Here is a 14,377-nt window from a genome sequence, read left to right as displayed (position 1 = left end):
CTATCAGTCGTCCGAGTCGAGCTCGGCTACCGGATCGGGTTTCGATCCGCGGTTCTTGGTGGAGCGGGTCACTCTCGGGTCGGTATCCATGCTGTCGCTGATCTCGTCGATCAGGTCCACTCCCGGCAGCAACGGCGCCAGTTCAGGCAGATCCGTCAGTGAAGCCAGGCCGAGCCGTTCCAGGAACAGCTCGGTGGTGGAGTACATCGTGGCATTCGATTCCGGGTCGACTCCAGCTTCCGAAATCAGACCGCGAGCGAGCAACGTGCGCATCACTCCGTCTACGTTGACTCCTCGCACGGCGCTGACTCGCGCGCGGGTCAACGGTTGACGATATGCGATAACGGCGAGAGTCTCCAGTGCCGCACGTGTGAGCTTCGACCGAGCACCATCGAGAAGGAGCCTTTCGACGTACGGCGCGTAGACCGTGCGGGTGTAGAAACGCCACCCGTCGCCGGCGTAGCGAAGGTCGATTCCGCTGCCACGCTCGGTGAATCTCGCGGCCATCCGCTCGAGCATCGGCTTGATCCGGGCGACATCGCTGCCGACCGCCGACGCCAACAGCTCGTTCGACGCGGGCGAATCGACGACGAGCAACACGGCCTCGAGCGCGGACTCCAGCGTGGCGTCGTCGAGCTCGTGCTCGTCCTCGGCGACTTCGTTCGTCAGTTCATCCATAGTCCACCGCCGCCACGACAACCTCGTCGGACTTCGCCTTCCCCGTCCAGCTCACCATCAGCTCCCCCAACGGCTCCGGTTGATCGAATGCGAGCACCTGCTCACGGAACAACTCCAGCAACGCCAAGAATCTGGCCACGATCTCGACGGTGCTCTCACATCCCTCGGTGAGCTCGCCGAACGGCGTCCACATGTTCTCGCCCTTGGCTTCGAGTCGTTCGAGCACCCACCGCGCCTGCTCGGGGACCGAGACCGAATGCTGATGAATGTGGTCCAGACCGACCTTGGGTATCGGTTTGGGCCGGAACGCGGCAGCCGCGATATCGGCGAAACGAGCCGGGTCGACGCCGAGCAGCACCTCGGGGATGAGGTCGGTGTAGCGATCCTCCACCGAGACCGACCGCGGATAACGCCGCAGAGCAGCAGCTTCGAGCTCTCCGAACAACTGCGCCACCTGCTTGTACGCGCGGTATTGCAGCAGCCGCGCGAACAGTAGGTCGCGTACCTCCAGCAACGCCAGGTCCTCGGCGTCCTCGACATCACCGGACGGCAGCAACCTGGCGGCCTTGAGGTCGAGCAACGTGGCTGCGACGACGAGGAACTCGGTGGTCTGATCGAGCCCCATCTCGCGGCCGAGGCTCTTGGTGAACGCGATGAAATCGTCGGTGACGGTGTGCAGCGCCACCTCGGTGACATCGAGGCGATGTTGACTGATAAGCGTCAACAGCAGATCGAACGGGCCTTCGAAGTTGAGCAAGCGAACGCGAAACCGCGACGGATCCTCGTTTTCAGGGACCTCGACGGCGACGTTCTCGGCAACGGACTGCGTCATCGACTACGGGCCGGACCGGTAGATCACCTCTCGGGCCAACGCCCGATAGGCCTGTGCGCCAGAAGATTTGGGCGCCCACGTGGTGATCGGCTCCCCCGCTACACTGGTTTCCGGGAAACGCACGGTCCTGGTGATCACCGTGTCGTAGACGACATCACCGAACACCTCGACCACCCGCGTCATCACCTCACGTGAATGCAGCGTGCGCGCATCGAACATCGTGACGACGATTCCCGCGAGCTTGAGTCGCGGATTGAGCCGGTCGCGCACCTTCTCGACGGTGTCGTTGAGCAAGGCGAGTCCGCGCAAACTGAAGTACTCGCACTCCATCGGAATGAGCACCTCGTCGGCGCACGTCAGGGCATTGACCGTCAACAGGCCGAGAGAAGGCTGGCAATCGATCAGTACGTAGTCGTACCGATCGAGCACCGGGTGCAGCACCCGGCCGAGGGTCTGCTCGCGGCCGACCTCCGTGACGAGCTGAATCTCAGCGGCCGAGAGATCGATGTTGCTGGGCAGCAGATCGAGATTCTCGACGCGGGTACGCATGAGCACGTCGTCCGCGGAGATCTTCGGCTCCACCAGCAGGTTGTAGACAGTCAGGTCCAGTTCGTGGTGCGCGACGCCCAGGCCCGCGGACAGCGCGCCCTGCGGGTCGAGGTCGACGAGGAGGACCCGGCGCCCGTAAGCGGCGAGCGAGGCACCGAGATTGATGGTCGACGTGGTCTTACCGACGCCGCCCTTCTGATTGCACATCGCGATGACCTTGGCCGGGCCATGGCTCGAGAGTGGCGTCGGCTGGGGTACCTCGCGGGTCTTGCGCCCGGTCGGACCCAGCTCGTTGGCCGCCGGAACGACGTCTCGTGTCTCACGGCTGGTTTCGGGTTGGCGCGTGTGGAACAGGGCGCCGTCACTGTGGGAATGCTCGGTCGACAGGCCGTCGGGAACCGCCTCGTAGGACCGGTACGACGTATCGGCAACGCGCGGCGCCATCTGCCCTGGGCCTGACTCCGCCGCTGGCGGCTGCGGTGTCGACACTTCCTCAGCGCCCCCTGTCCATTCTTCGGTTGGCGTGTGTACTGCCAACGGTTAACGCTACCGCGTACACGTGCGGCACCTTCGCCGGACACGCGCAAAACCATCAGCGGGCGCGCGGGTGCGCCCCAGCCCACACTTCTCGCAGCGTGTTGACGGTCACGAGCGTGTAGATCTGCGTCGTGGTCACCGATGCGTGGCCCAGGAGTTCCTGCACCACTCGCACATCGGCGCCGCCGTCGAGCAAGTGGGTGGCGAAGGAGTGGCGCAGCGTGTGCGGCGACACCGGCGTCGCGATCCCCGCTTTTTCCGCGGCGGAATGCAGAACCTGCCATGCGCTCTGACGCGAGAGTCGACCGCTGCGCGCGTTGAGGAACAGTGCCGGCGTCGCCTTCTTCGCCAGCGCGGGCCTGCCTCGGACGAGATAGGCGTCGATCGCTTCGATCGCGGGGCGGCCGACGGGCACGAGGCGCTGCTTGTCTCCCTTACCGTGCAGCACAACCGACCGATTGTCGGTATCGATGTCGTCGACGTCGAGTCCCACCGCCTCGGAGATCCGCGCTCCGGTCGAGTACAGCAGCTCGAGCAGGGCCTTGTCCCGCAGCCCGCGCGGTGCATCCTCGCCTTCGACGCCTGCCGAGTCGAGTATGGCGATCACGTCGTCGAGCGGAAGGGACTTGGGCAGCCGACGGCTCGGCGTGGGCGGCTTGACGGCGCTGGCCACGTCGAGCCGAGTCATCCCCTCGGCCGCCGCGAACTTGTGCAGTCCGCGCACGGCGATGAGTGTTCGAGCGGCCGAGCTCGCGGCGAGCGGCGGGAACTCCTCGCTCCCCCGGCGCAGGTCGACGACGAACGCCGACACATCGCCTTCGCTCACCCGGTCCAGATCGTCGATCCGGTGCCCGGACAGAAAGGTCTCGTACCGCCGAAGGTCCCGGCGGTACGAGGACAGTGTGTTCTTGGCAGCACCGCGCTCGACCTCGAGGTGGTCGAGGTAGGTCGATATCTGGTCTGCCAGCACGGGCGACTACCCGCGCGGATTCTTCCGACGCTCGAAGGTAGTCGGGAGATCCGGCCACGGAGCGTCGGCGGGGCGAAGGGCCGTCGAACCGGCCCGATGTGCGGCAAGAGCGAGTATCCCAGAGACGGCCGAGGCGTTGACGATATCCCCGGACAATATGCGCTCGACCGCCTCGGTGAGCGGGACGAACTCGAGCACGATATCGGCTTCCTCGTGCTCGGCCTCGGGACGATCGACCTCGCTCAATCCCTCGGCGAGAAAGATCCGAACGATCTCGTCGGTGAATCCCGGTGACGCTGCGACATCGACGAGCACCGACCACCGCTCCGCGGCGAGACCGGTTTCCTCGGCCAGCTCACGCTTGGCTGCCTCCACCGGAGGCTCGCCGATCTCGTCCAACAATCCCGCAGGCAACTCCCACAAGCGACGGCCCATGGGGTGACGGTACTGCTCGATCATCGCGATCCGGCCTTGATCGTCTACGGCAGCGACACCGACCGCGCCGTGGTGCTCGACCACTTCACGCTCGGCGACGCGTCCCCCGGGCATCTCGACCTGGTCGAGTCGCAGCGCCAGGATTGCGCCCTCGTAGACGGTCCTCGTTCCGACGGTGGCGAATTCGAAACGCGTCCCCTCGGGCGATTCGGTCATCCGATGCTCTCGGCGGTGGCTCCCGACACCGGGAACTCCGAGTCCGTGCCGGCCTGCTCGTCGCTGCCACCGTCACCATGAATGTCGACGGGAAGCCGTTCGGCCGCCTTGTATTTCAGCGCTGCATTGACCAACGCCGCAAACAGCGGGTGCGGACGGGTCGGACGGCTCTTGAGCTCAGGATGAGCCTGCGTGCCGACGAAGAACGGGTGCGTCGAGGCAGGCAATTCGACGAACTCGACGAGATGACCATCCGGCGAGGTTCCGCTGAAGACCAGTCCGCTCTTGGAGATCCGATCGCGGTAGGTGTTGTTGACCTCGTAGCGGTGACGATGGCGCTCGGAGACCTCCGTGGTGCCGTAGGCACCGGCAACTACCGATCCCTTGAGCAGCGTCGCTGGATACGCCCCGAGTCGCATCGTGCCACCGAGGTCGGCTTCACCGGCGACGGCATCTTCCTGGTCCGCCATCGTCGAGATGACGGCGTAATCGGTCTCCGGTTCGAACTCGGCCGAGTTGGCGTCGGTGAGTCCGACCGACCGCGCAGCTTCGATGACCATGCACTGCAGACCCAAACACAGACCCAGCAGCGGAACCTTGCGGACACGGGCGTATTCGATGGCGCCGAGCTTGCCTTCGATACCGCGGATACCGAACCCGCCGGGAACGAGCACGGCGTCGACGTCACCGAGCGCTGCCTGGGCACCAGCAGGTGTTGCGCACTCGTCGGAGGGCACCCACTTGATCTCCACCTTGGCGCGGTGCGCGAAACCGCCGGCGCGCAACGCCTCGGTGACCGACAGGTAGGCGTCGGGCAGATCGACGTACTTGCCGACGAGTCCGACCCGCACCGTCTCGCGGGGCTCGTGGACGCGCTCGAGGAGACCGCCCCACACCGTCCAGTCGACGTCACGGAACGGCAATCCGAGCTTGCGAACGACGTAGGCGTCGAGTCCCTCCTTGTGGAGGACCTTGGGGATGTCGTAGATCGACGGCGCGTCCGGGGTGGAGATGCATCCGTCGACGTCGACATCGCACATCAGCGCGATCTTGTTCTTCAGCCCGGGGGTGACCTCACGGTCGCAGCGCAGGATGAGCGCATCGGGCTGAATACCGATGCTTCGAAGCGCGGCCACGGAATGCTGCGTCGGCTTGGTCTTGAGCTCACCGGACGGAGCGAGGAACGGAACGAGGGAGACGTGCAAGAAGAAGACGTTCTCCCGGCCCACATCGTGGCGGACCTGGCGGGCGGCCTCGAGGAACGGCTGCGACTCGATGTCGCCGACGGTGCCGCCGATCTCGGTGATGACGACGTCGGGTAGATGCCCCTGTAGATCCGGGCCGTTCATCGCCAGGATGCGACGCTTGATCTCGTCGGTGATGTGCGGGATGACCTGAACGGTGTCGCCGAGGTACTCCCCGCGACGTTCCTTCGCGATGACCGTCGAGTACACCTGTCCGGTGGTGACGTTGGCGAAACCGGAGAGATCACGATCGAGGAAACGTTCGTAGTGGCCGACGTCGAGGTCGGTTTCGGCCCCATCCTCGGTGACGAACACCTCACCGTGCTGGAACGGGTTCATCGTTCCGGGATCGACGTTGAGATAGGGATCGAGCTTTTGCATGGTGACGCGTAGACCACGTGCTGTCAGCAGCTGGCCGAGGCTTGACGCCGTCAGGCCCTTGCCTAGCGAGGACGCGACGCCCCCACTGACGAAGATGTGCTTTGTGTCAGATCGCGACTGAAGGCGTGACAATGATGCTCCCGTGACCACTCTGCAGGGCTTGCTCCTGCCAGAGAGCTGGCAAGAGAGGTAATGCGTGAAAAATGGGCCTGCTACCCACGGGACTTCACGGTAACACCTTTGCGCGGATCCATCGCGAACGGCACGCGTGAGCGCGGAAATTACAGAGCCGGGGCTCCGACGGTGACGGCTGTGGCGTTCGGTCCCGTTCCGTACCGACCGGCAGCGCCGTCCAGCTGTTCCTGGAGAGCCAACGCGGTGGTGACGCGGCCCGCCACACGATCGACGTTGTCCACCGTGCTCACCCCGGCCGACAATGCAGCGTCGGCGCGCACGACCGCGATGGGGCCGTTGCCCTCGGCAGCCGCGGTTCGACCGGCCAGGACCGTGCCGGCACCTCTGCCGTCGAGGCCACCGGCGAACCTCGCAACGATTGCACCGCGATTGCCGTCCTCACTGCTGCTGCCACCGGTGACGAGCACCGCGAGCTGAGCGGGGGCGACTGCACCGTTGTCGTAGGCGATGAACCCGCCGCTGCGCAACGTTTCCAGCGCCAGCGCCAGCTCTTCCGGCGAGGACTGCGGCTGAGCCGTTTCCGGGTTGAGCAGGAGCACCGAGCCGAGCAAGTCGCCCGCCATGCTGCCCTGATCGACCGCTCCCGTACGCAACTGAATGCCGGCGGGTACCACGTTGGTCAGTCTGGTTCGCAGATCGTCGCCGCTGGCAGCGGAAACGAACGAGTCGGTGAGCGAGACGCGTCCGGTCACGGCGGCGCCGGACGCTCCGATCGCGTTCTCGATGCCGTCGACATCACCGGGATCGGCGTCGGGGGTGGTGATCACCACGACGCTGCGATCGGCCAGCGCGTCACGTACTACGCGGCCGGACACCGCGTCGTCGAAGCTGTCGGCGGCATTGAGTTGCTCGCCGAGCCGGTTGTTCGTTTCCTGCAACGCACCGATCTCGTTCTCGAGATCGGACTTGTCATCGCGCAATCCCGAGACCAGTCCGCTCGAGAGCAGTCCCGACCCGAGCACCACTCCGATGGCAAGTGCAATGAAGATCGCCGCGATCGAGATGGCGTGTTGACGCATGGAAATCACTCGAGCAGCCCCTGAACCCACGTTGCGAACGAATTCCACAGTTGGACAGCCCAGTCGAGAACTTCGCCGCCCATGTTGGACACGACGAGAGCGACGATGATCGCAACCAGCGCCGCGAGAACGAGCAGCGCGATGGCTCCGCCCGACACACGACTGCGATACAGCGTTGCCACGGCCTTGGCGTCGACAAGCTTGGCGCCGACCTTCAACCGGGTCATGAAGGCTGCGGGGTTGGTGTTCCGGCGTCCCCGATCGAAGAACTCGTCGAGACTCGCAGGAGAGCCGACAGTGACGATGAGCGAGGCACCGTGATGATCGGCGAGGAGCAACGCCAGATCTGCGGGTGCACCCGTCGCCGGGAACGTCATGGCGCCGATACCGAGGTCCTGGATTCGTTCCAGTCCGTTGGCGTGCCCGTCGGAGTCGGCCGGAAGAACCACCTCCGCGCCGCATTTGAGCGTCTGGGCCGTGATGTCCTCGGGATCACCGACGATGAGGTCGGGACGGTAGCCCGCCTTCATCGCGGTGTCCGCGCCTGCGCCGACACCGATGATGATCGGTGCGTACTCCTTGATGAACGGCTTGAGGTTCTTCAGGTCCTCGGCATGACCGGGGCCGTCCGCGACCACGACGACGTGGCGGTCCTGCAGCACGATGTCCACATCCGGTACGCCGACGCCGTCGATGAGCAACGGGCTCTCGCTGCGGATGAACTCGATGGTGTTGCCCGAGAACGCCTCGAGGTGATCCACCAGACCGGTCTTGGCCTCGATCATCTTGTCCGAGATCTCGGCTTCGCTCTGCTCCTCGCCCTTGGCGAGTCGCCGATCCCCGGTGTAGATACCGCCCTCGTTGAGGCGGATCTTGGATCCGTCCTTGATCTTCTTGAAGACCTCGGAGCCCGCGGAGTCGATCAACATGATGCCGTTGGCGACGATGGCCTCGGGGCCGAGGTTCGGGTATCTGCCCGATATCGACGGGGAGGCGTTGACGACGGCCAGCACCCCCGCCTCGACGAGCGCGTCTGCCGTCAGGCGATCCAGGTCGAGTTCGTCGAGAACGACGACATCTCCCGGACCGACACGCTTGAGCAGCTTGGCTGTGTTGCGATCGACCCGGGCGATACCGCTGATCCCGGGCAACGAATCCTGACTACGTGATAACAGTGCCGGCATCTTCATGTTCTTCATGATGACTCCGGCGACACACCCGACGTTGGAGGCGCGCCGAAACAACTACCACACTGTTCACATCTGCAACAAGTGCCGGGGTCAGCGTTCGCGGTCTGCCCGTGCTGTCGCCAGTAGCTCCTCGGCGTGGGCTCGGCCTGTCTCCGTATCGTCCAGACCGGCCAACATACGGGCGAGCTCTACGACACGTTCGGTTGCAGAGAGCGTCTTCACACCGCTGTTCGCGGCGCCCCTCTTGGCATCGGACTTGTCGACGACGAGATGCGTGTCGGCGAATGCCGCCACCTGAGGAAGGTGGGTGACGACGATGACCTGGTGCGTGCGGGCCAATCGCGCCAGACGACGGCCGACCTCGACGGCCGCGCGACCACCCACTCCGGCGTCGACCTCGTCGAACACCATCGTCGCGCCCTTGTCCGAACCAGCGAGCACCACTTCCAGTGCCAGCATTACCCGGGAGAGCTCACCGCCGGAGGCACTCTTGCTGATCGGGAGCGCCTGCGCGCCGTCATGCGCGGACAGCTTGAACTCCACCTCGTCGACGCCGCTGCTGCCTGCATGGAGGTCGACTCCGTCGACGGTCAAGGGCGCGGAATCCTGCGGTCCCGCGGGGATGGTTCGGAGATCGAGCTCGATCTTGGCCTTGCCCATCGCCAAACCGGCGAGCTCGCCGCTGACCGCTTTCGCGAGCTTGACCGCGGCCTTGCTCCGTGCGGCCGAGAGCTTGCTCGCAGCGGCGGCGACCTGCTCCGATGTCTCCTTCACTCGTGTGGACAACTCGGCCAGCGCGTCGGCCGAGACGTCGATCCTCGACAGCCGCTCACGTGCGTCCTCCGCCCACGCGATCACGCCGTCGACGTCTGCGGCGTACTTGCGGGTCAGGCCTTTGAGCTCGGCCTGCCTGGTCAGCAGCGTCTCCAGGGCACTCGGGTCCGAGGGCAGGTCGGAAAGGTAGGAGGTGATGTCGGCTCCGACATCGGTCACCACAGCCATGGCCTCGTTCAGCCGAGGAAGCAGGTCCGTCAGAACCGCGTCGTCGACACTTTCGAGCCGAGTGCGTGCGGCGCCGAGCAGATGCAGCGCCGAGACGCTCTCGCCGAGATCGTCGGATGCACCGACGAGTGCGGCCCCGGCGCCCTCTGCCGACTCCCGCAGCGAATCGAGGTCACCCAGTCGACGCACGTCGGCGGAGATGGTGACATCTTCCTGCGGCTGCGGGGCGACAGCATCGATTTCCTGGAGCCCGAATTGCAGTCGATCGGCTTCCTGTGCGAGTTCTCGACTGCGTTCGGTGCGATCGATCAGTTCGGTTCTCGCAGCCAGCCATTGGGACCGGGCGGCGCGATACTTCTTCAGCGGACCGGCGACGGACTCCCCGGCGAAGCGGTCGAGTGCTTCGAGTTGGCGATCCGATCGCAGCAGCCGGAGCTGGTCGTTCTGGCCATGCACGGTGAGCAGCGAATCGGTGAACCCCGACAACACAGCTGCGGGAACACTTCGGCCACCCAAGTGGGCGCGCGAGCGTCCGTCTGCGCCCACGGTACGCAGCGCAATTATGGACTCGTCCTCGTCACGTTGCGCACCAGCAGATTCGAGGACTCTCTCGACCTCGTCTACCACCTGCGCCGACGCAGTCTCGGTACTGAATCGTCCTTCGACCACCGCCCGATCGGCACCCAACCGCACCCGCCCGGCGTCCGCCCGCGCGCCCGAGAGCAGATGCAGGCTGGTGACGACCATGGTCTTGCCGGCACCGGTCTCACCCGTCAGCACCGTCAGACCTTCGTGGAACTGCGCACTCGCCGCCGAGATGACACCGAGGCTGTCGATTCGAATTTCTTCGAGCATGCTTACCTCGCTCTCCCCCGCCACCCAGAGGTGGGCAATGCAAACTTGGTCACCATACGATCGGCAAACGGTGCCGAGTCCAGCCGAACCCACTTGATCGGTGTGGCGCCTCGGATGACCTCGACACGTCCGCCCGCGGGTAGCTTCATCGTTCTTCTGCCATCACAGAACACCAGGGCGTCGTGGCCCCCGCCATCGGTTTCGACGGCGATCACCGATTCCGGACTGGTCACCAGCGGTCGCGCGAAAAGAGCGTGCGCGTTGCTCGGAATCACCAGGATGGCCTCGAGCTCCGGCCACACCACGGGGCCACCTGCAGAGAATGCGTAGGCCGTGGAACCCGTCGGCGTCGAGATCAGCACACCGTCGCACCCGAAAGCCGACACCGGACGGTCGTCGACTTCCAGTACGACCTCGAGCACGCCCAGCCGCGAACCGTTTTCGATACTCGCCTCGTTCAGCGCCCAGCCGTGCTCGATCACCCTGTCTCCGACCCGGACGCTCACATCGAGGGTCATGCGATGCTCGATGCGGTAGTCGCGACGGACCACACGCGCCAAGGCGTCCTCGAGATGATCCGCCTCGGCCTCGGCCAGAAATCCGATGCGGCCGAGATTGATTCCCAGGACCGGTATGTCGGCAGCTTGCGCAACTTCGGCGGCGCGCAGGAACGTCCCGTCGCCGCCGAGGACGAGAACCAGTTCGCACCCCAGGGCCGCTTCCGGTCCGAATTCGACGACGTTGAGTTGTAGGTCGGATCCGACGCCCTGGGTGACGCCCTGCGCCTCGATGCGGGAGGTGTCGACCTCGTCCACGAGGACACGAAGTGAAATTCCGGCCTCCTCGAAGACCTTTCCTACTCTTCGTGCGGTGTCGGCGATATCACGCCGTCCCGGATGGGCAACGAGCAGAACTTCGCGCGCGGATTCCGACTCCGGCATCACTGTGGTCCTTCCTCGACTGCGCGGCGTACAGCAGTTGGAATATCGCGTTCGACCTCGCCCTTGGGGCCATCGTTGGTGCTGGCGTCGGGGCCATCGGCCAGCGATCGTAGCCACAGGAAGTACTCCACGTTGCCCGAGGGCCCTGGCAGCGGACTTGCCGTCACATCCTGCAACGCCAGACCGAGTCCGGCGGCCGCCGACGCGACCTTCACCACCGCGGACATCCGCAACTCCGGATCCCTGACCACCCCGCCCGAGCCCACGCGGTCCTTGCCCACCTCGAACTGTGGTTTGACCATCAACGCCATGTCCGCCCCGGGTCCAGAACATGCCACGAACGCCGGAAGGACCAGCTCGAGCGAGATGAACGACAGGTCGGCGACGATCATATCCACCGCTCCACCGATCGTCTCCGCGTCGATCGAACGCACGTTGGTGCGGTCGATGACGTGAACTCGGTCGTCCGATTGCAGGCGCCACACCAGCTGGCCGTAACCGACGTCGACGGCGACCACCTCGCGGGCACCCTTGCTGAGCAGAACGTCGGTGAAACCGCCTGTCGACGCGCCCGCGTCGAGGCAGCGTTTGCCGGCGACCGACAGTCCGCCTCGCTCGAACACCTCGAGGGCGCCGAGGAGCTTGTGAGCGCCACGCGAGGCCCAGTGCACCTCGTTGTCCTCGACGAGAACCACCAGCGGTGTACCCGCTTCGACGGCAGTGGCCGCTTTGGTGGCCAACGTGCCGGCGATCTTGACTCGACGCGCATCGATCAGCTCGACGGCGTGCTCACGTGAGCGCGCCAGACCCCGACGTACGAGTTCGGCGTCGACGCGTGCGCGTCGCGCCATATCAGCTCTTGTCCACGGAGGACAGTGCCTCGACGAGGACGTCGTGGGCTCGTTCGAGAATCTGCGCTTGGACCGTCAGGTCCATCGGCGCGTCACCGTCTGTCGGCAGCCGGTCGAGGAGACGGTCGACCTCGGCCTGGACCACGTCCGGATCCACCGCAACGGTCTCTGGACCGTGCGGGCGATGTTGTCCTGGAAGTGGAATCGGCGCGCTCATTGCCGCCAACGCTATCGGATCGGTCCGATGGACGCCCGCCCGCGTTCGATCGTCAGAGTTCGAGGAGACGACGCAGCTCGTCCGTCCCGGCGCCGAGCACGCGGATGCTGTTCCACGAACCTGTGTTCTCCCAGGCCGAGGCCGTAGCCGTCAGTAGCCCGCCGAGCGTGTCGATTGGCGCAGTGCCGTCGTGAACGATGACCAGAACGTCGCCCTCGATCTCGGCAGACCACCCAGGTTTCGGCCCGATTGCGGACGTGTCGGCGCTCTGGTTGAGGATGTCGAGGTCGAATCCGATGTGATGTGGGCGTTCACTGTGGTCCGCGCGAAGTACATCCACAGCGCTGCTGACACCGGTGAGGACGAGCAAGGATGCGATTGCCGTCGCATTGGCGCCGGCGATGTCGGTATCGAGGCGGTCACCGACCACGAGGGGCCGCCTCGCCCCGCTCGAGCGGATGGCATCGTCCATGATCGGCGCAGCCGGCTTGCCTGCAACCAGCGGTTCCTGGCCGGTCGCTGCCCGCACTGCCGACACCATTGCGCCGTTGCCCGGGGCCAGACCGCGCTCGGTGGGCAGTGTCGCGTCGGTATTCGCGGCGACCCAGAGCGCTCCGCCGCGTATCGCGAGAGTGGCCTCTGCGAGTATCGACCACCCTGTCTCGGCACTGTGCCCCTGAACGACGGCAACGGCGCCCTCGTCGGCGCTACGCACCGGTTTCAACCCGACGAGTGCAACCTCCTGCGCAAGCGCATCGGTTCCCACGACGACGACGGCGGACCCAGCCGGAATACGCTCGGCCAACATCCGCGCGGCGACCTGGGCACTCGTGACCACGAATTTCTCCGAGGTGTCGAATCCGAGATCGACGAGATGCTCGGCGACATCCGACGGTGAACGGCTCGCGTTATTGGTGACGAAGTACTGCTTCTCGCTGCCGAGCCGCAGCGCGTCCACAGCCCCCTCGATGGGGTTCTTGCCTTGATATACGGTGCCGTCGAGGTCGAGTAGCAGCACATCGAACAACTCGCGCAGGGTCGCTGCAGGCGAGGCGATCGGCTCGTTCGCTGCGCTCACTGGTTGTTCCCGGACAGCTCCTCGACACGCTCCTCGGCGTCGGTCTCACCCTCGATGTCCGCGGCGGCGGCGTTGAGGAACCACTTGATGCCCTCGTCCACTCGCCCGGCCGCGACAAGGGCGTCAGCGTAGACGTAGAACAGACGCGCAGCCGGAGTTCCGGATCGCGACGCATCCAGATCCGGAGTTTGCAGCGTGACGACGGCCTGGTCGAACTGCATGAGGTCCATCCGGGCCCCAGCAACAACGATGCGAAGTTCTGACGCTTCGTCTCCGGTGAGCTGGCGTGCTTCGTCGCTGCGTCCGAGTTCGATGGCGCGTTCTGGGCGGCCGAGTCCACGTTCGCAGTCGGCCATCACCGCGAGGTGGCCTGGTCCACCGGCCATCCGCCGCGCAGCGCGCAGCTCGGAGAGCGCTTCGGCCCATTCGCCTGCGTGGTATGCGGTCAATCCCGCAGTCTCGCGAACAACGGCGATGCGGCCTGCACGTTGACGTGCGGCGCGCGCGTGCTGCAGCGCGAGCTCTGGATCGTCGTCGACGAGTTTTCCTGCCATCACCATGTGGCGGGCGACTGCCGTGGCGTTGTTCTTGTCGAGGCTGAGCAGGTCGCGTCGAACAGCTTGGTCGAGTTGGCCGGCTTCGATTTCGTCGGGCAGATCGGGCTCATCGGGACGTGGCGGACGCCGTTCGGCGGATCCACCTTCGGCCCGGCGATCACCCGAGAATCCACCTTCACCACCGCGCCGACGTGGGGGGCCGTCCGATCGCCGATCGTCACGTCCACCGGATCCCCCCTCGGGGCGACGTGGGTTTCCGGAGCGTCCGGCACCGTCCGGCCGACCGCCAGTGCGCCCTCGTGGACCGTCCGGTCGACCTGATCCGTCGCCGCGGAAGGGTCGGCGGTCGTTGCTGTCTTCCGACACAGGGGTTCCTTTCGGTCGTGCGTGGTGTTCCAATGAAATCAGAAAGAGTCCGTCCTACAGGCAGTGGCATCGAAACGCACGCCGTCTGTAGAAACGCAAAAAGGGGACCCACCTTGGTGGGTCCCCTTTTTGTGAGGTTGTGTTCGGCGGTGTCCTACTCTCCCACACCCTGTCGAGTGCAGTACCATCGGCGCTGGAGGGCTTAGCTTCCGGGTTCGGAATGGGACCGGGCGTTTCCCCTCCGCTATGGCCGCCGTAACTCTG

Annotated in this window: 14 protein-coding genes and 1 rRNA gene; all 15 read right to left on the bottom strand. The window is 65.4% G+C overall.

The features are described from left to right. Nucleotides 1–3 precede the first annotated feature (3 nt). On the bottom strand, nt 4–678 hold the full coding sequence (scpB, locus tag J1M86_RS22565) for an SMC-Scp complex subunit ScpB (RefSeq protein ID WP_206511428.1): 675 nt from the start codon (nt 676–678) through the stop codon (nt 4–6). After that, nucleotides 671–1,510 carry a ScpA family protein gene (locus tag J1M86_RS22560; protein ID WP_206511427.1) on the bottom strand — a complete coding sequence of 280 codons (840 nt, stop codon included), beginning with the start codon at nt 1,508–1,510 and terminating at the stop codon, nt 671–673. Before J1M86_RS22560 ends, scpB begins: the two co-directional genes overlap by 8 nt. 3 nt (nt 1,511–1,513) lie before the next feature. Further along, nucleotides 1,514–2,596, bottom strand: a complete 1,083-nt coding sequence (locus J1M86_RS22555; protein WP_241260532.1) for a ParA family protein — start codon at nt 2,594–2,596, stop codon at nt 1,514–1,516. Between the two features lie 55 nt (nt 2,597–2,651). Beyond that, nucleotides 2,652–3,566, bottom strand: a complete 915-nt coding sequence (gene xerD / locus J1M86_RS22550) for a site-specific tyrosine recombinase XerD (RefSeq protein ID WP_206511426.1) — start codon at nt 3,564–3,566, stop codon at nt 2,652–2,654. A 6-nt stretch (nt 3,567–3,572) separates the two neighbouring features. Further along, nucleotides 3,573–4,217, bottom strand: coding sequence for an NUDIX hydrolase (locus J1M86_RS22545; protein WP_206511425.1), 645 nt, complete (start codon nt 4,215–4,217; stop codon nt 3,573–3,575). Further along, nucleotides 4,214–5,974: a CTP synthase gene (locus tag J1M86_RS22540; protein WP_206511424.1), complete on the bottom strand. Its 1,761-nt coding sequence runs from the start codon at nt 5,972–5,974 to the stop codon at nt 4,214–4,216. The genes J1M86_RS22545 and J1M86_RS22540 overlap by 4 nt, the downstream gene beginning before the upstream one ends. A 149-nt stretch (nt 5,975–6,123) precedes the next feature. Further along, the gene (locus J1M86_RS22535; RefSeq protein WP_206511423.1) at nt 6,124–7,065 is read right to left on the bottom strand and encodes a copper transporter; all 942 of its coding nucleotides are present in this window, start codon (nt 7,063–7,065) and stop codon (nt 6,124–6,126) included. Continuing rightward, complete coding sequence (gene steA / locus J1M86_RS22530) at nt 7,062–8,246, bottom strand: putative cytokinetic ring protein SteA (protein ID WP_206511522.1); 1,185 nt, start codon at nt 8,244–8,246, stop codon at nt 7,062–7,064. The genes J1M86_RS22535 and steA overlap by 4 nt, the downstream gene beginning before the upstream one ends. Nucleotides 8,247–8,336: 90 nt before the next feature. Next, the gene (recN, locus tag J1M86_RS22525) at nt 8,337–10,103 is read right to left on the bottom strand and encodes a DNA repair protein RecN (protein WP_206511422.1); all 1,767 of its coding nucleotides are present in this window, start codon (nt 10,101–10,103) and stop codon (nt 8,337–8,339) included. 2 nt (nt 10,104–10,105) lie between these two features. Further along, nucleotides 10,106–11,044 carry an NAD kinase gene (locus tag J1M86_RS22520; protein ID WP_206511421.1) on the bottom strand — a complete coding sequence of 313 codons (939 nt, stop codon included), beginning with the start codon at nt 11,042–11,044 and terminating at the stop codon, nt 10,106–10,108. Beyond that, on the bottom strand, nt 11,044–11,895 hold the full coding sequence (locus tag J1M86_RS22515) for a TlyA family RNA methyltransferase (RefSeq protein WP_206511420.1): 852 nt from the start codon (nt 11,893–11,895) through the stop codon (nt 11,044–11,046). Before J1M86_RS22515 ends, J1M86_RS22520 begins: the two co-directional genes overlap by 1 nt. A 1-nt stretch (nt 11,896) precedes the next feature. Further along, nucleotides 11,897–12,112 carry a hypothetical protein gene (locus J1M86_RS22510; protein WP_075837526.1) on the bottom strand — a complete coding sequence of 72 codons (216 nt, stop codon included), beginning with the start codon at nt 12,110–12,112 and terminating at the stop codon, nt 11,897–11,899. Nucleotides 12,113–12,164: 52 nt separating this feature from the next. Further along, a complete protein-coding gene (locus tag J1M86_RS22505; RefSeq protein ID WP_307786716.1) occupies nt 12,165–13,190 on the bottom strand; it encodes an HAD-IIA family hydrolase in 1,026 nt (341 codons plus the stop codon). After that, on the bottom strand, nt 13,187–14,113 hold the full coding sequence (locus J1M86_RS22500) for a hypothetical protein (RefSeq protein WP_206511419.1): 927 nt from the start codon (nt 14,111–14,113) through the stop codon (nt 13,187–13,189). Before J1M86_RS22500 ends, J1M86_RS22505 begins: the two co-directional genes overlap by 4 nt. Before the next feature lie 141 nt (nt 14,114–14,254). Then, nucleotides 14,255–14,371 (bottom strand): 5S ribosomal RNA (gene rrf, locus J1M86_RS22495). Nucleotides 14,372–14,377 lie beyond the last annotated feature (6 nt).

Source organism: Rhodococcus sp. KRD197, from assembly GCF_017168235.1.
Taxonomy (GTDB): Bacteria; Actinomycetota; Actinomycetes; order Mycobacteriales; family Mycobacteriaceae; genus Rhodococcoides.
The sequence above is the reverse complement of the archived record's forward strand: the minus strand, read 5'-3'. Positions and strand labels throughout refer to the sequence as shown.